The 15899-nt window shown below is 44.3% G+C and carries 18 protein-coding genes; 9 read left to right on the top strand and 9 right to left on the bottom strand.

Annotated elements, in window-relative coordinates; translation table 11 throughout:
* Positions 1–89 precede the first annotated feature (89 nt).
* From NTX76_01375 to NTX76_01350, 6 genes are all read right to left on the bottom strand, one after another.
* The gene (locus tag NTX76_01375) at positions 90–410 is read right to left on the bottom strand and encodes a hypothetical protein (protein MCX7337920.1); all 321 of its coding nucleotides are present in this window, start codon (positions 408–410) and stop codon (positions 90–92) included.
* Positions 407–928: a crossover junction endodeoxyribonuclease RuvC gene (ruvC, locus tag NTX76_01370; protein ID MCX7337919.1), complete on the bottom strand. Its 522-nt coding sequence runs from the start codon at positions 926–928 to the stop codon at positions 407–409. Before ruvC ends, NTX76_01375 begins: the two co-directional genes overlap by 4 nt.
* On the bottom strand, positions 925–1635 hold the full coding sequence (locus NTX76_01365; GenBank protein MCX7337918.1) for an ABC transporter ATP-binding protein: 711 nt from the start codon (positions 1633–1635) through the stop codon (positions 925–927). Before NTX76_01365 ends, ruvC begins: the two co-directional genes overlap by 4 nt.
* Entirely contained in the window at positions 1635–2813 is a 1179-nt protein-coding gene (locus NTX76_01360; GenBank protein ID MCX7337917.1) for a flagellar motor protein MotA, read from the bottom strand. The genes NTX76_01365 and NTX76_01360 overlap by 1 nt, the downstream gene beginning before the upstream one ends.
* Before the next feature lie 67 nt (positions 2814–2880).
* Positions 2881–3120, bottom strand: coding sequence for a BolA/IbaG family iron-sulfur metabolism protein (locus tag NTX76_01355; GenBank protein ID MCX7337916.1), 240 nt, complete (start codon positions 3118–3120; stop codon positions 2881–2883).
* A gap of 3 nt (positions 3121–3123) precedes the next feature.
* The gene (locus NTX76_01350; protein MCX7337915.1) at positions 3124–3999 is read right to left on the bottom strand and encodes a phosphoribosylaminoimidazolesuccinocarboxamide synthase; all 876 of its coding nucleotides are present in this window, start codon (positions 3997–3999) and stop codon (positions 3124–3126) included.
* Positions 4000–4104: 105 nt separating this feature from the next.
* On the opposite strand from NTX76_01350, the gene NTX76_01345 reads away from it, so the two are divergent.
* The 5 genes from NTX76_01345 to NTX76_01325 all read left to right on the top strand — a co-directional run bounded on the left by NTX76_01345 (position 4105) and on the right by NTX76_01325 (position 9861).
* Entirely contained in the window at positions 4105–5874 is a 1770-nt protein-coding gene (locus tag NTX76_01345) for an ABC transporter ATP-binding protein/permease (GenBank protein ID MCX7337914.1), read from the top strand.
* Entirely contained in the window at positions 5844–6713 is an 870-nt protein-coding gene (gene prmC, locus NTX76_01340; GenBank protein MCX7337913.1) for a peptide chain release factor N(5)-glutamine methyltransferase, read from the top strand. Before NTX76_01345 ends, prmC begins: the two co-directional genes overlap by 31 nt.
* Positions 6714–6898: 185 nt before the next feature.
* Positions 6899–8047, top strand: coding sequence for an ATP-binding protein (locus NTX76_01335; protein ID MCX7337912.1), 1149 nt, complete (start codon positions 6899–6901; stop codon positions 8045–8047).
* Between the two features lie 60 nt (positions 8048–8107).
* Positions 8108–9142 (top strand): peptidoglycan-binding protein, encoded by a 1035-nt coding sequence (locus NTX76_01330; protein ID MCX7337911.1) that lies wholly within the window; start codon positions 8108–8110, stop codon positions 9140–9142.
* Positions 9142–9861 carry an RNA methyltransferase gene (locus NTX76_01325; GenBank protein ID MCX7337910.1) on the top strand — a complete coding sequence of 240 codons (720 nt, stop codon included), beginning with the start codon at positions 9142–9144 and terminating at the stop codon, positions 9859–9861. Before NTX76_01330 ends, NTX76_01325 begins: the two co-directional genes overlap by 1 nt.
* 3 nt (positions 9862–9864) lie before the next feature.
* Here the strand turns inward: NTX76_01325 and NTX76_01320 are convergent, their stop codons facing one another.
* From NTX76_01320 to nusB, 3 genes are all read right to left on the bottom strand, one after another.
* The gene (locus NTX76_01320; GenBank protein ID MCX7337909.1) at positions 9865–10311 is read right to left on the bottom strand and encodes a MarR family transcriptional regulator; all 447 of its coding nucleotides are present in this window, start codon (positions 10309–10311) and stop codon (positions 9865–9867) included.
* 139 nt (positions 10312–10450) lie between these two features.
* Complete coding sequence (locus tag NTX76_01315; GenBank protein MCX7337908.1) at positions 10451–10930, bottom strand: hypothetical protein; 480 nt, start codon at positions 10928–10930, stop codon at positions 10451–10453.
* Between the two features lie 23 nt (positions 10931–10953).
* Positions 10954–11415 (bottom strand): transcription antitermination factor NusB, encoded by a 462-nt coding sequence (nusB, locus tag NTX76_01310; protein MCX7337907.1) that lies wholly within the window; start codon positions 11413–11415, stop codon positions 10954–10956.
* 193 nt (positions 11416–11608) lie between these two features.
* On the opposite strand from nusB, the gene NTX76_01305 reads away from it, so the two are divergent.
* The 4 genes from NTX76_01305 to NTX76_01290 all read left to right on the top strand — a co-directional run bounded on the left by NTX76_01305 (position 11609) and on the right by NTX76_01290 (position 15873).
* Positions 11609–12886, top strand: coding sequence for an extracellular solute-binding protein (locus NTX76_01305; protein ID MCX7337906.1), 1278 nt, complete (start codon positions 11609–11611; stop codon positions 12884–12886).
* Positions 12887–12907: 21 nt separating this feature from the next.
* Complete coding sequence (obgE, locus tag NTX76_01300) at positions 12908–13936, top strand: GTPase ObgE (GenBank protein ID MCX7337905.1); 1029 nt, start codon at positions 12908–12910, stop codon at positions 13934–13936.
* Positions 13920–14840, top strand: coding sequence for an FAD-dependent thymidylate synthase (thyX, locus tag NTX76_01295; GenBank protein MCX7337904.1), 921 nt, complete (start codon positions 13920–13922; stop codon positions 14838–14840). Before obgE ends, thyX begins: the two co-directional genes overlap by 17 nt.
* A gap of 118 nt (positions 14841–14958) precedes the next feature.
* Positions 14959–15873 (top strand): hypothetical protein, encoded by a 915-nt coding sequence (locus NTX76_01290; protein ID MCX7337903.1) that lies wholly within the window; start codon positions 14959–14961, stop codon positions 15871–15873.
* The last annotated feature ends 26 nt before the right edge of the window (positions 15874–15899 follow it).

Genomic DNA, 15899 nt, shown 5'->3' with positions numbered 1-15899 from the left:
CTCTCGCCCTTTTTGGGGGTACTACAGGGTTGGTACCTTATGATTGGACCACAAAAGTCTTAAGAAAGGGTTAATGGGCGCGGTTAGATTTATAAATTTCTTTGAATCAGGGCATCCATCAACAACGTTTCCGGCGTAGCCCTGCCCTGCTTTAATTTGATTTCAGCACGAATCGTTTTTAAGAATTTTTTTTGTGCAACCACCGATGAAATCGACCGCACATATTGCCCCATTAAAATGCGAAGATAATAAACGCTTTCACTGCGTAAATTTGATTTATCCAGGCCAGCCATTAACGTTAAATTGGGCATGGGTTTATGGGCGGCTGATTTTGTAAAAACTGGCGCCGATTCTTTGTTACCCGGCGCTTTATCGCCAAATAAACTTTTTTGCACCGCTATAATCGTCATATTTGCGCCCTTACCAATGAATTAATCCGTCTGTAATGTGCATGACAAATCGCAGCCGCCAGTGCATCGGCGGCATCAGATCGCATGTCATCCCGCTTCATGCAGGGCAAAAGCCGTTGAACCATCAACAAAACCTGATTCTTGTCGGCATGCCCAACACCAACCACAGACTTTTTAATACGATTAGCCGAATATTCAAATACGGGCAACCCCTTTGATGCGGGGACCAACAAAACAACACCCCTGGCCATTCCAAGCTTTAGTGTTGATGCGGGATTCTTGTTGACAAATGTTTCCTCTACCACCGCCTCGCATGGCGCATAGTCATCGATCACAGCGGACAATCCCTGGTACAGGCAATTAAGGCGTTCGGCCAACGTCAGTTTGGTTGGGGTGTTCACAACGCCATGGCCGACGTGCGTCATCGTGTTGTCCACCATTTGGATGATCCCCCATCCCGTGTGGCGCAGCCCCGGATCGAGGCCAAGGATAAGGACGCGTGCTGGTGAATTTTTCATATTGCTGTTTTTGGTACATCCCTATCAACCTCTGTCAGGACCCCACCCCGAAGCTGAACGATTCGATCCATTCGCGATGCGATTTCCATATTGTGCGTTGCAATTAGGGCCGCCAAGCCATCTTGTTTCACAAGGTTCAACATTTCCCCAAAAACAGATTGGGACGTTTCGTCATCCAAATTTCCCGTAGGCTCATCCGCCAGCAACAATTTCGGCTTGTGCACCAAAGCCCGAGCAATGGCAACGCGCTGCTGCTCTCCACCGGATAGTTTTTTTGGACGATGAAAAAGGCGATGTCCAAGGCCCAGTTTTTCCAAAAATAGCTGAGCTTTTTCTTTGGATTCTTTCTTGCTGTTTCCAGCGATTAGCAGCGGCATCATAACATTTTCCAACGCAGAAAACTCTGGCAACAAATGATGATACTGGTAAACAAATCCAATACAATCACGACGGAGGTTTGTTCGCGTTTGTTCGCTTAAATCCTTGGAAATCTTAGAATCGATCTGAACCACACCCTCGTCCGGCATTTCCAACAAACCGGCCAACTGAAGCAGCGTGGATTTACCGGCCCCGCTGGCCCCAACCAAGGCGACAGATTCCCCCCTTTTTACGGTTAGGTTAACCTGTCGCAAGACGTGAATTTCCTGCCCCCCCTGCACAAAGGAACGCGAGACATTAATCAATTCCAGAACGGGCAAAGACTGCATTATGCGGCAACCTCTTGTCCATTGGCGATTGCCGACAGGGTTCGGGCAATCACGCGAATTTCATTTTTAATTTCGTGTGTTGTGCGATTGCGCCCATCGATCATTTCCTCTAGCATTTTTGTTGTCATCATTTCCAAGGATCGTAAATGATTCTTGAGTAACTCATCCCCCGCTGGATGTTTATTAATTCTGGCCAATTCCAAAATCGTTTCTTGTATATCAATTTGATTTTGGGCAATCTTTTTAATAACTGATTGATTGATAACCATTTGGTCAGCCATCTGCGATAATTTCTCGCTAAGCGTTTGCATGGCCTTGACAACGCTGACTCGGTTGTCTTCGCCCCGCCTGACTTGGGTTTGCAAGCTCGCCATGGTTTCTATGGTTTGTTCCAATAGCCCCATGCTGTATGCGGGGCCGCTGCCGCCGCTGCTTTCCGAAATTTCACCACCACCAGATGCCATTCGTGTATCCACGGCCAGGCGATCCTCTAATCGCTGATAAAATGCATTGTTCGCTTTTGAGTTTTGCAGATCAAGAAAACTAACGATAAGGGAACTGGCCAATCCAAACATGGACGAACTAAATGCAATACCCATACCCGACAGCGGGGATTGTAATCCTGCCTTTAAATTCTGAAAGGAATCTTTTACATCACCAACACTAAGGTCAATGCTGTTGATAACGCCTGCGATGGCACCGATTGTCTCGGATAGGCCCCAAAACGTCCCAAGCAACCCCAAAAAAACAAGCAGCCCCACCAGATATCGGTTTATATCCCGCGTTTCCTCAAGCCGACCATCAACGCTGGCTAAAACGGAACGACAGGCAAGGGTTGAAAGGCTTCCTTTGTAATGAGGGTCGCTCAGTAAAATAGCCAGAGATGCCAATATTTTTGCCTTGGGCGTATCGGGAAATTGTTCCTTGCCGTAATCATAACTTTCTAGCCACTTTTGTTCTTTTCGTAAACGAAATAGATTGGAAAAACCCAAAAAGACCCCAAGGGCCAAGCACGACATAATGACGCAGTTCAGACCAAGGTTATAAAGAAATATACGCCACAATGATTCATGCAGAAAAATAACTGCCGACGCAAGCAACATAACGCTTATGAACATCCGGGCAAAGTACTGATAGATATAGGCCATAGGAACCCCTTGTAATTTTTTTGTAGACACCTTTTGGGTGCGCTATCAGATTAACGTAGAACGACTGCAACCTAAACCCTTTTTTATTTGGCTCTACCTAAGTAAGGGTGGGTAATCCTGTCTTTACGGCTAGGGCATGCAATTCCTGCCCCACGATCCCTTTTAGCGCTGCATAAACCATTTGATGTTGTTGAACCCTGGTCTTTCCCAAAAAAACATCCGACAGAACGGTTGCCTGATAATGATCCCCATCCCCAACCAAATCGCGCACGTCTATTTCCGCCCCCGGGAAAGATTGGCGAAGCAAACTCTCGAGCTCTTCAATGTGTATTGCCATATGTTACTCTGCAACCTCTTGATACAAATCAGGTGGTCCCCCAGCGGTTAAAATACCAAACCGGCGTGCAATTTCCTGATAGGCTGCGCGTCCATAATAACACACCCCAATGTCCGATGGATCGTCATTCACAACAAAGCGTTTGCTTGTTTTAATGTCCAAAATATGGCATGTATCGGCACTGATCTCGTCAATCAGGATCAATTCAGCATCCTCCATATATTCAGACATATAAACCCGTCCAAATTCCAAATCATAATGCATGATTCGCATACCTAGCGCCAGGAATTGACCCCACAAAAAGTCATTGATACGCTGGGCCATGTCGAGTATTACTTTTATCTCTTCCTTGTCTGCCCAACCCAAGGCAGTAATATGATGGGCTGAAATTATGGATCCCTGGATTGATTCCTGAACGCCCTTAAGCCTAAATTCCGGTATGGGTTCTGGCAGGGCCATCCCCTCGTCAAGGCCAAGGCGTTTTGCAAAATCACCAACGGCAATGTTGTTCATTGTCAGCACAAACGGCAACGGATCGGTGGCCTTTACCAGCTGTTCACACATATTAAGCCGGCGAAGATAATGATTTTCGACCCCAATTTCATCCAAACGCGACATAAACATTTCGGAAAGACGGTTATTAATGGCGCCCTTTCCAATGATTTTTCCGGTTCCAATAATTTCCTTGGGTGTGATTTTTTCATCGAGCACAAGGGGATCTGTCTCTATTCCGGAGCCTTGGCAATCATCTTTAAAATAAAGAACATACGTTCCGGGCTCTGGCCCGTCACACAATATCTTTGTTTTACCCTCAAAAAGATGTCGGCGACGTGGCTGAATTTTTTCACCAGGAGAACGAGGCCTGAACTTAATCGACATGGATCAAACCCTTTGTAAATGTTAACATCTTTTTTAATAATCTTTTGTGGGCACAAATTCAGTGTATATTATGCCCTATCTCTCACATAAAGGCAAACTTAGCTAATGTCAAGGTCACAAACATCCAAATTTAAAACATTTACCAAGCTTTGGCCCTATCTTTGGCCTGAAAATATGCCCGAAGCGCGGCTTAAATTTATTCAGGCATCTTGTGCTCTGATCGCATCCAAAGTCTGCATCTTGATTGTCCCCTTTATTTTTAAATACAGCATCGACGTTTTGGAAAATTCCAAATCCCTTTTCTGGCCGCTTATGCTCATGGGGGCCTATGGCGCCGCCAGAATGTCATCCTCTCTATTTTCAGAATTACGTGATGTCACATTTGCGCGTGTGTCCCAGCGAGCTTTATACCAATTGGGATTGAAAGTTTTTGATCATCTGCATAATTTAAGCTTACGATTCCATTTGGGGCGCCAAACCGGCGGGTTAACGCGCATCGTAGAACGTGGTGTCAAATCAATCGAAACCCTTTTAACATTCCTAACATTTAGCCTTGTCCCTATATTTATTGAAATAGGCCTTGTGGCGCTGGCTTTGTGGATCTTTTATGGGGTGACATTGGCTGTCATTACCCTTGTGACCATGATTTGTTACATTCTCTATACCTTAAAACTAACGGAATGGCGTATCAGTTTTGTGCGCCAGATGAATGCAACCGATAACGAGGCGCAGACAAAAGCGATCGATAGCCTGTTAAATTATGAAACCGTTAAGTATTTTGGTAACGAACCATACGAACAAAAACAGTATGGTGATGCCCTTAAGCAATACGAGAAATCAGCCCTTCAAAGCAAGGTGAGTCTTTCTTATCTGAATATTGGACAAGTCGTTATTTTGTCGATTGGCCTTGTCCTTGTAATGATGGTGGCAGCCACCAGCGTTATGAAACGCCAGATCACGATTGGTGATTTTGTTGCTATTCATACATTTCTAATTCAATTATATATTCCGTTGTTTAATCTGGGTTTCGCCTATCGCGAGGTAAAACTTTCCCTGGTTAACCTAGAGGAGTTGTTTGGGGTTCTAGATGAATCACGGGAAATCCAAGACAGTCCCGATTCCCAACCCCTTTTGGTGGCAAATGGTGAGATTGTATTTAAGGATGTTTGTTTCGATTATCAACCTGAACGGGAAATTATCAAGGGAATATCATTTACCATTCCAGCAGGTAAAACATTGGCCATCGTCGGATCCAGCGGCGCTGGCAAATCAACGATTGCGCGACTTTTGTTCCGTTTTTATGATCCAACCAGTGGTTCCATTTCCATTGATGGGCAGGATGTTCGAGCTGTTACCCAAAAAAGCCTGCGTGCCTGCATAGGGGTTGTTCCGCAAGACACAGTTTTGTTCAACAATACGCTTTATTATAATATTGCCTATGGATGCCCCGATGCTAACCCGGAGGAGGTCGATGAAGCCGCACGTCAAGCCCAGATTTACGATTTTATTCAATCCCTGCCCGATGGATACAATACCCAGGTTGGTGAAAGGGGATTAAAACTTTCTGGTGGTGAAAAACAGCGCGTTGCAATCGCCAGAACGATTTTGAAAAAACCAAGTATTTTCCTGTTTGACGAGGCGACGTCATCGCTTGATACACGGACAGAAAAGAAAATTCAAGAAAATTTACAGACAATATCCGCCAATCACACAACCATCATTGTTGCCCACCGTTTATCAACGATCGTTAATGCCGATCAAATCATTGTTTTGGAAAAGGGAGTCATTGTTGAACGGGGCACGCACCAGGATCTGTTAAGTCAAAAAGGCGTTTATACAAAGATGTGGCAACGTCAAACAAGGAAAGCCGGCTGATGTTGTTGGGTGAGCTTGCCGCAGATCTTTGCCAGGCTGGGATCGAATCACCGTCGCGGGAACTGCGTTTGTTGGTGGCACATGTCCTTGAAAAACGGTATGAAGATGTGTTTTTTGCGACAGACCTTCGGTTATCAGAGGGCCAAACAGAACATCTTGCAAGGTTAGTTCAACGGCGCTGTGCAGGGGAACCTTTGGCCAAAATTATCGGTCACAAAGAATTTTGGGGGCTTGATTTTATAGTCACATCAGACACCCTTGACCCGCGCCCTGACAGCGAAACACTGATACAGGCCGTTCTTGGGTGCGTTTGCGATAAAAACAGCCCATTAACAATCATTGATTTTGGAACGGGAACGGGGTGTTTGATGATCAGCCTGTTATCAGAATTTCCAAATGCCCATGGTTTTGGCGTCGATAAAAGCGAAAATGCCATCACGGTTGCGCGCAAAAATGCAGATCGGCTTGGTTTTTTAAACCGTGCAGCTTTTCTGGTGGGCGATTGGGCCACAGCTGTCCGGGGAACGTTTGACATTGTCATCAGTAATCCCCCCTATATTGGCCTGAACGAACCCCTGGATCGATCGGTTAGCGATTATGACCCCCACCAGGCTTTGTATGGCGGCAAGGATGGCCTGGCATGCTATGAATCGCTTTTGCCCCAAATCCACACCCTTTGTCACCAGGGTAGCAAAATTTTTCTGGAAATCGGCCAAGGACAAGGGGCTGCTGTTCGGACCCTGGCAAAGCATAATGGACTAGCTTTTGCACGATCCCACCCCGACCTTGCTGGAATCGAACGGATTTTGGAATTTAGGATGTATGCTCGCTTCAAATGATTCCCCGGGAAGCGCCCCGTTGTCATCCTCGGGCTTGACCCAAGGATGACAAACGTGGAAAATCATGCGAAAGGAATATGGATGATTTTTGATAGTGTTATGAAATTTCGTACCCAAGGTTCGAGTTTTCATGATATACCTAAGAAAAATATTTTATGGATTTTCTTGTGAGCACTCATACACTCATACAACGCGACACCTATCTGGGGTCTATCCGTAATTACTTTAACAGTCATCCAATTGTTGCCCTTGTTGGACCACGCCAATGTGGCAAAACAACCTTGGCACGTCAATTTGCCAAACAATCAACCGAGGTCCATTTTTTTGACTTGGAAGACAGTCGTGATCAGGCCGCCCTAAAGAATCCTCACCTAGCCTTTGGGGACCTAAGCGGCCTTATCATTATTGATGAAATTCAACGCTTACCCGAATTATTCCCAACCTTACGCGTACTAGTAGACGAGAGAAGAGACAGAAGATTTCTCATACTAGGAAGCGCATCACGTGACCTAATAAAACAATCTTCTGAGACGTTGGCAGGTAGAATTGCCTATATTGAAGTTCACCCATTTTCCTTGCTAGAGGTACCCAATATCACACAACTTCATTTGCTTGGGGGATTTCCGAGTAGTTATCTTTACCCTGAAACTGCCTTTCGGTGGCTAGAACAATACATCAGGACCTTTCTGGAGCAAGATATTCCAAATCTAGGGTTTTCCATACCAGCCGTTACAATGCGTAGGTTTTGGACAATGCTTGCCCATTACCATGCCAACACATTTAATGCGTCAGAAATAGGTCGCTCGCTTGGAATCAGTGACCACACAGTCAAAAATTATTTGGATATTCTTTCTGGAACATTTATGGTTCGTCAGCTTTATCCTTGGTTTGCGAATATTGGAAAACGTCAAACAAAAAAACCCAAAATTTATTTTTGTGATTCCGGAATATTCCACCACCTTATGGATATTCATTCCCATGAGCAATTATTAAAGAATCCAAAATTTGGAGCTAGCTTTGAAGGGTTTGCCCTGGAACAGGTTATTCGAATTTTTGATAAAAGGACTGAGGACTGCTATTATTGGGGCATTCATCAAGAGGGCGAGCTCGACTTGTTAATTTTTCATCAGGGCCAAAAAATTGGCTTTGAGTTTAAAGTCAATGATGCCCCAAGCGCAACCTCATCCATGTATAAAGCTATTGAATATCTAAACCTTGACAAATTGTATGTTATTTATCCAGGGATTAAGACATATAAACTTTCTGAACATATCGAAGTGCTTCCCCTTAAAAATTTAGCAAGCATAGCTGGCACCAAGAAAATAACTTCTTGACTTGTGTCTTCCCCGGGCATTCATTACTCTTTAAAAGGAAAAGAATTACAGGATACCTTTATGTTCACAAACTCTCGTCGGAACCGTCATACGCCAATGGATATTTGGCCTGGATTTGTGGATGCGTTGGCCACACTTTTGATGGTTATTATTTTTGTGTTGATGGCGTTTTTGGTGGCCCAGCTTTATTTAGCAGATGCGCTAAGCGGTCGGGATGCATCGTTGGCCAGCATGACACAAAAGATGGAAAGCTTGACGCAATCCCTTCGTGATGAAAAACATGAACACAGGAAATATGAAACAAAAAGCAAAGAATTAGAGGAATTATTGGTGGTTGTAAATAAACAATTGACTGCCCTTGGGGTTGATTTATCCACAGAAAAACTTCAAACAAAACAGGCTGCCGAACACAATGAATCCCTACAAAGCCAAATCGCCCTGTTGTCTGCTCAATTGAAAGACCTGGGCGATGCGCTGACCACAAGTGAATCCAAAACAAAAAATCAAAATGAACAAATTGCCGATTTAAAAACCAAACTGGACACAGCTGTAGCTGAAAAATTGGCAGAATTAAAACAACTTAAGGGCGCGCAAACTGAATTGGAATCAGAAAACGCAAAAAATAAAGCCACCAAACGCCTTGGGGAATATCGATCTGAATTCTTTTCAAAGTTGCAAAAGGCCGTGGGAAATCGTTCCGATATGCGAGTTGTTGGCGATCGTTTTGTGTTCCAGTCAGAGGTTTTGTTTGCGCAATCCTCCCCAGAATTAGAGGGGGAAGGCAAGAAAAAGCTGGATCAATTGGCGGATGCCCTCAAAGAAATCAGTCAAAAAATCCCAACGGATCTTAAATGGGTTTTGCGTATTGATGGGCACACGGACAAGCTTCCTATTCATACGTCGCAGTTTCCATCCAACTGGGAGCTATCTTCGGCACGCGCGATATCAGTTGTGAAATACCTGATTGAAAAAGGGGTGAATCCAAAGAATCTTGTGGCGGCAGGGTTTGGGGAACATCAACCGCTGATCGAGGGTGGCGATACACAGGAATTGGCCCGCAACCGACGCATCGAATTTAAATTGGACCAACGCTAATGCATATTATTCTTTTGGAAACGCAGCTTGCTGAAAACCTGGGGGCCGTGGCGCGGGCAATGGGCAATTTTGGGTTAACCAGCCTTCGATTAGTCAATCCAAGGGTATCCCCAGCTGATCCAAAAGCGATCGCAATGGCTGTTGGGGCCGACGCTATTCTGTCGAACGCACCAATTTATTCATGTTTATCAGATGCAACCGCTGACCTAACTTCGCTTTTTGGGACAACGGCAATTGAACGGGAAATGATCAAACGGTATTATTCCCCCCGGCGTTTTGCCGAATGGAGCCAGCAACAAGAAAGCAATCATCCCCGCATAGGACTGTTATTTGGGCCAGAAAGAACGGGCCTTAGTAATGATGACTTGGCAAAATGCAACGGCGTGATCCACATTCCGGTTTGCCCGGAATTTTCATCGCTCAACCTGGGACAGGCGGTCGTCGTCATCGGATATGAATGGTTTTGTGCCCACAGCCATTGCCACCATGAGGATAGCCATCTTCACCTGGGCGACACTAGCCTTGCAACCCATCAACAGGTGGCCTTTTTTCTGAACGCCCTCGAACAAAAACTGGACACCGCCCGGTTTTGGCGGGTTGCCCATAAAAAGCCCATCATGTGGCGAACGATCCAAAATATCTTCCAGCGTACCGATTTAACAGAACAAGAAGTCAGAACATTGCACGGTATCGTTGACGCCTTAACCAAACAAACCTAACATCTAGCGTGTCAAAAGACCCGTCCAGAACGTCTCTAGTTTCCTGAGGATTTTGCAAAACGCGCCCATTTCATCCCGCTGAACGGATCCCTTTTCAAGGATAGTTGAATGGTCTGCCAAAACAATATCCAACCGCGCATAAAGATCCAATCCCTTTTGCGATAATTTCACGTGGCTTGATCGTTTATCATGGGGGGATGGAATTTGCACAACGTATTTATTTTGAACCATTTTCCGTAAATTATAGGAAACATTTGACCCCAAATAATATCCACGGTTTGTTAGTTCCCCAACGGTTAATTGGTTTTTTCCGATGTTGTACAAAACAAGCGCCTGAACGTTATTAATGTCACGTGTTTCAAAACGTTCCAGTTCAATTTTAATCACCTCCAGAAATAATCTGTGGAGACGTTCAATCATTACGACTGATTCAAAGTAAGATTCTTTCATCATGGACCTGTAAAGTTATCTGTTTACTTAATATTAAATCTACAGACAATTCGTTAAAAAGCATTTAATATTTGGATTAATTATGGGTGTTTTTTTTGGACTTTTTGATTTTTTTGCCTAAAATCATCATTTTTTGGGATTATACCCAATTCACCACAGCATCGCGAATATAAACTGATTTAATTTTTCCCTTTCCCATGACCTGATCAGCTACACGCTGAACACGTTCCTTGATAACTGATTGATCTGGATCTCCGGCGCCCTGCCACAAGGTTCCAAGGGCCGCATATAAATCCGCAAATACCCCATCAATCAATTTAACTAAACTAACTTTTGCCTCGCTGAATACCGCAAGGGATGATGCTTCCATTTCCATCCTTACAAAATAATAGGCGACAACCTCACCCTGTTTTACAATAGGAACGATCAATGGGGGAAGCCTAAAAAATGGTGGAGACAAAAAATATTCCCCATCCTTTTTTTGTATATGGGCTTCTATTGCATGAAGCTCCGTTGGATCAATGGCAGTACGAAGCGCGAAAATGGTATTGTAAAAGGCACCAAAAGAGAGTACCCCCAATACAATAGCTCCCATAAGAAATTTTATAAGGATCATCATATTTGTTTAACTGTGTCCTGAAATCAAATCTCACGAACTTTTTTAGAGATCACATCCAGGATACCATTGACAAAAGACGATTCGGTATCTGGAAAAAAATCTTTGGTGATTTCTATGTATTCATTGATGATCACCGGCGTTGGCACAAGGGATTCATATTTTAATTCAAAGCAAGCCGCCCTTAAAAGATTGAGCATAACATTGGGAAGTCGCTCTAGACGCCAGTTCTGCATCAGATTGCTTTCGATAAGCTCATCAATTTCTTTCAGGTTGCCTGTTACACCATTAGTCAAGGACTTAAAAAGTTCAACATCCGGTTTAAAATAATGAAAATCGCCCTCACGTTTATTGGGGAATCGATAGGTAATAAATTCAGCAACTATTTTATTAAGCTGATCTTGGCTTTGGTCCAGCTGATATAAAGCTTGAACGGCTGCCAAACGAGCCGACCGTCTTGGGGAAAATGAACTTTTTGACGATGTCATACTATTTTAGAACTCTCAGGATGATTGTGATTTCAAGGAACGGCTCGAACTTTGTCCCACTGTATCTTGTGCCTTTTTGCCTGTCAAATAATACCGCTGTTTTAAAAAAAGTCTTTGACCAAACGTCCTCTTCTTGGTAGTTTCTAGGCGAACCTACAAATTCTTTGGAGAGTTAAATGCAAGGGACAATAAAATGAAAAAAATGCTGAGCGTTTTTATTTTGATGACTTTAGCGTTAATTGCTTATTGTTACTATCCATTCTACCAAACACCAGAAATTCGTTTTCGGTATTCTTTGAGGGGGGATTTGGGACAAGCTTTAGAGGAGATTGTTAATGATTTCAATCGTGATCACCCACAGTACAAAGTTGTTCTTGAATATGGCGGCAGCTATACTGACAGTTTCGTTAAAACATGTCAGGAAAAACGGTCACAAAGACCCCAGCTGTTAATGGTCGCCGAATTTAATACTGTTACCCTAAAAAAACAGGAAAAAGATTATATTCCCCTTTGTCATTTAATTGATATCAATACGTCTGATTTTGTTCCGGTTGTCAAAGAATCTTGTACATTTAGAGATAAAGATGGAAAAAAGATACTGCATTCGTTGCCATTTAATTGTTCGACGGCAATTTTATACTACAATAGGGATATATTCAAAAAAGTTGGCCTTCCTGATCGGGCACCAGAAACCTGGGAGGAAATGGAGCAGTATGCGAAAAAACTAAAGGACAGCGGATATACGGCATTCACAACCACATGGCCAGCTGCTTATTTGTTGGAACATTTTAGTGTTACCCATGATATTCCCTATGCAACACAGAAAAATGGGTATGAAGGGGATAACCCCAAGCTGTTACTGAACACAAAACCATTTGTCGAACAACTTGAACACTTTGCTGATTGGCAGAAAAAAGGATTTTACATTTACGGAACACGCAACGTTGAGACGGCTGAAGATAAATTTATTAAGCAGGAATGTGCCATGTTGTTACAAGGGCAACATCGTCTTGTTTTCCTGAAAGACAAAGGCGGATTTGATGTTGGCGTTGGTACATATCCCTATTGGAAAAAACTCACCCCCAAGGGCCCCTATGCATTAAACATCGGGGGAACATCGATTTGGGCACTGAGAGAACAGCCTTCGCTTGAGGGAACCAAGGCGTTTTTGACATATCTTGCAAGCGAGAAAATCCAAACCTTTTGGCATAAGCGTACAGGATATCTGCCAATTACGCTTCCGGCCTATGAAAAAACAAAGACCTCTAGTTTTTATGGCACCAATCCTGCTGCCTATATGGCTGTAAAACAAGTCATTGAGCGCCAAAACCAGAATTTACCCAACGGTATCCATATACAAAATTATGCAAATCTGCGGGATAAAGTCATGGATGCGATTGAAGATGTTTTATTAAAAGACAAACCTGCGCAAGAAACCCTTGATAAGCTTGTTGCCGATCAATCACATTAAAGCCAACACGAAAGTAAAACGATGAAATTTCTGGACGAGGCAAAAATATACATCCAATCTGGTGACGGTGGTGCCGGAAGTATGAGTTTTCGCCGGGAAAAATTTATAGAATACGGCGGCCCAGATGGGGGTGATGGCGGCAAAGGGGGCAGCGTGTATGCTCTGGCTGTTGATAACCTCAACACGCTGATTGATTACCGGTACCAGCAACATTTCCGGGGCCAAATGGGACGTGGTGGCGCAGGGCGTAACCGAACAGGTGCCCATGGCGAGGATGTTATTCTAAAGGTCCCCGTTGGAACCCAGATCTTTGACGAAGACAAAGAAACGCTAATCATTGATATGGTCGAACCGGGGCAAAAATTTTTGCTTTTGCGTGGTGGCGATGGCGGATTTGGTAACAGCCATTACAAAACATCAACCAATCAAACCCCAAAGCGTGCGAACCCTGGTTGGCCGGGTGCAGAACGGTGGACATGGCTTCGTCTTAAATTAATTGCAGATGCGGGTCTTATTGGGCTGCCCAATGCTGGAAAATCCACGTTTTTGTCCGTTGTTACGCGGGCAAAGCCCAAGATCGCTGACTACCCCTTTACCACCCTCCACCCCCAGCTGGGTGTTGTCTATTGCGCAGGCGAGGAATTTGTTTTAGCAGATTTGCCCGGGCTTATTGAAAATGCCCACCAGGGAACCGGTTTGGGGCATCGTTTCCTGGGGCACGTGGAACGGTGCGGCGTGCTGCTGCATTTGATCGACGGAACCCAGGAAGATGTTGGCTTGGCCTATACAACGATTCGCCGGGAATTAGAGCTGTACCACCCTGACCTTCCTAAAAAAGCAGAGGTGATCGCCCTCAATAAATGTGATAGTCTGACTGATGAAGAGATCAAAGAAAAAACGGATATATTGCGATCCTTGAGTCAAAAAGATTCCGGCAACACAAAGATTTTTCAGATTTCCGCGATTGCCCAAAAAGGCGTTTCGGAAGTTTTGAAAGAGCTTCTAACGTTTATCCATAACAGCAAGGTTGATCATGCCTCTATCTCCTGACCAAAAACAAGAAATCGATGATCTGCAAGCAGAACAATCCTTTACAAGGCGTGCCACTGTTCCGGAAATGGAGCAAATCTTGTACCAAGCCTTTCCCGTGCTGGATCATGGCTTTATCCGTGTTGTCGATTACATGGGGGATGATGCCGCCATTGTTCAGGCTGCGCGCGTTTCCTATGGTCGGGGTACGAAAAAAATCACTGAAGATCGCGGATTGATCAATTATTTGATGCGTCACCGGCATTCCACCCCGTTCGAGATGTGCGAAATTAAATTGCATGTCAAGCTACCCATGTTCGTGGCGCGACAATGGATTCGCCATCGCACAGCAAATGTAAACGAATATTCAGCGCGGTATTCGATTATGGACAGGGAATTTTATATCCCCGCACCCGAACATTTGGCGGCCCAATCCACAACAAATAACCAGGGCCGCGGTCAGATTTTATCGGGCGACCATGCGGAAAAGGTTCTGGATATTTTGCGGGATGATGCAACGCGTGCGTATGATCATTATGAATATTTTCTAAATGATGGGGAATCGGACCAAGGTCGCCCGGGGTTGGCGCGTGAATTAGCCCGCATGAACCTGCCGGTGAATTTTTATACCCAATGGTACTGGAAAATCGACCTTCATAACTTTATGCATTTTTTGAGCCTGCGGGCTGACGAACATGCGCAATATGAAATCCGTGCCTATGCGATTATTATGCTTGATATCCTGAAACGGTGGGTTCCGTTGACATATCAGGCATTCATGGATTACCGGGTGGGCGGCGTTCATCTGTCAGCCAAAGCCATGGAGGTTGTTCGATGCAAATTGCGGGGCGAAAACATTGATCAAGCCACAAGTGGTCTGGGGCAACGTGAATGGCAAGAATTGCTTCTTGCATTAGAAAAATAGAGGGTAATTCGCTTTTTCTATTGTTTTCTTGTGTAAAATGCGATAGAAAAAGCAGACTCTTTGCAATTCCTGGTGGAAATGGCAGGGGAATAACAAAGGCAACTCTGGAATTTATTTCATGAAAAAAACATCTGCGATAATTGTTTTTTTGTTTGCCTGTCTATTTTTTACGATTATTTATTCAACAAAAAATAAACCAGAAACACACCCCCATCTTTTGGAGCTTTTTTCTGTCTTGGGCATTTCCCATGATGGAACTGTTCCTGACATCACGCAACTTTGCCAGAAACTATTTCGTCGAAAGCCAGGGCAAGAGCGTTGGCAGATGGAGGAGATTTATTCCGATAAAAGAGAGAAGCTCCTACCCATTTTGCAGAAATTGGGTGTCCTTGACGAGATTCGACCTTTTTTGAATCAGTACGATACCATTCTTATTAATGGGGGTCTGGTTTCGCGTATGCGGGTACGACTCAAATTTCTTGATGAGCAGTGGGCAAAACAGGTCCGGGCAAAACACATCGTCTTTCTGGTCAGCGACAGGCCGCTTGATCCCATAAAGGAATCCATTGAAGTCATTAATAACCCCCAAAATTCCACCATCCCATTTAGACCAGGCTGGTCAGCAGCTGTGGCATCGGTTACCCCTAAAACAGAAGCCGACGCTGCCAAAATAGTTTGGGATCAAATCATAACCCAACCCGGACTTAGGCGTACCAAAGTCCACTATGTTCGTGCCCCAATGATCATGGATGAAAAAACACAAATTGTAAAACGCCCAGGCACAATTGACACAATGAATGCTTGGCTAGACACAAAACCAACCCCCGGAAAATATCTTGTTATTTCCAACAATCCCTTTATCCTATACCAATGTCAGGTGATTAAAAATGCCCTGAAAAAACGTGGTTATAGCGGTAATGGTGCATACCTAGAGGCAACCGGCCCCGCTGCCGACAAGGACACCCCGATAAGTGTTCATATGGATAACATTGCCCTATGGTTAGAAGCAAAAGCAGACGAACAAAAAGAGTAAAAAAAATTAACAGGTTAAGCCAGAAT

The sequence above is a fragment of the Alphaproteobacteria bacterium genome (assembly GCA_026400645.1).
Lineage (GTDB): Bacteria > Pseudomonadota > Alphaproteobacteria > Paracaedibacterales > CAIULA01 > JAPLOP01.
This window is presented reverse-complemented; position numbering and strand designations above follow the sequence as displayed.

Excerpts from the sequence above, each read along its gene's own strand:
- NTX76_01330 (MCX7337911.1), top strand. The coding sequence starts at position 8,108 with ATGTTCACAAACTCTCGTCGGAACCGTCATACGCCAATGGATATTTGG.
- NTX76_01320 (MCX7337909.1), bottom strand. The coding sequence starts at position 10,311 with ATGAAAGAATCTTACTTTGAATCAGTCGTAATGATTGAACGTCTCCAC.
- NTX76_01290 (MCX7337903.1), top strand. The coding sequence starts at position 14,959 with ATGAAAAAAACATCTGCGATAATTGTTTTTTTGTTTGCCTGTCTATTT.
- NTX76_01365 (MCX7337918.1), bottom strand. The coding sequence starts at position 1,635 with ATGCAGTCTTTGCCCGTTCTGGAATTGATTAATGTCTCGCGTTCCTTT.
- NTX76_01325 (MCX7337910.1), top strand. The coding sequence starts at position 9,142 with ATGCATATTATTCTTTTGGAAACGCAGCTTGCTGAAAACCTGGGGGCC.
- NTX76_01305 (MCX7337906.1), top strand. The coding sequence starts at position 11,609 with ATGAAAAAAATGCTGAGCGTTTTTATTTTGATGACTTTAGCGTTAATT.
- NTX76_01350 (MCX7337915.1), bottom strand. The coding sequence starts at position 3,999 with ATGTCGATTAAGTTCAGGCCTCGTTCTCCTGGTGAAAAAATTCAGCCA.
- obgE (MCX7337905.1), top strand. The coding sequence starts at position 12,908 with ATGAAATTTCTGGACGAGGCAAAAATATACATCCAATCTGGTGACGGT.
- nusB (MCX7337907.1), bottom strand. The coding sequence starts at position 11,415 with ATGACATCGTCAAAAAGTTCATTTTCCCCAAGACGGTCGGCTCGTTTG.
- NTX76_01345 (MCX7337914.1), top strand. The coding sequence starts at position 4,105 with ATGTCAAGGTCACAAACATCCAAATTTAAAACATTTACCAAGCTTTGG.
- thyX (MCX7337904.1), top strand. The coding sequence starts at position 13,920 with ATGCCTCTATCTCCTGACCAAAAACAAGAAATCGATGATCTGCAAGCA.
- NTX76_01315 (MCX7337908.1), bottom strand. The coding sequence starts at position 10,930 with ATGATGATCCTTATAAAATTTCTTATGGGAGCTATTGTATTGGGGGTA.
- ruvC (MCX7337919.1), bottom strand. The coding sequence starts at position 928 with ATGAAAAATTCACCAGCACGCGTCCTTATCCTTGGCCTCGATCCGGGG.
- NTX76_01355 (MCX7337916.1), bottom strand. The coding sequence starts at position 3,120 with ATGGCAATACACATTGAAGAGCTCGAGAGTTTGCTTCGCCAATCTTTC.
- NTX76_01375 (MCX7337920.1), bottom strand. The coding sequence starts at position 410 with ATGACGATTATAGCGGTGCAAAAAAGTTTATTTGGCGATAAAGCGCCG.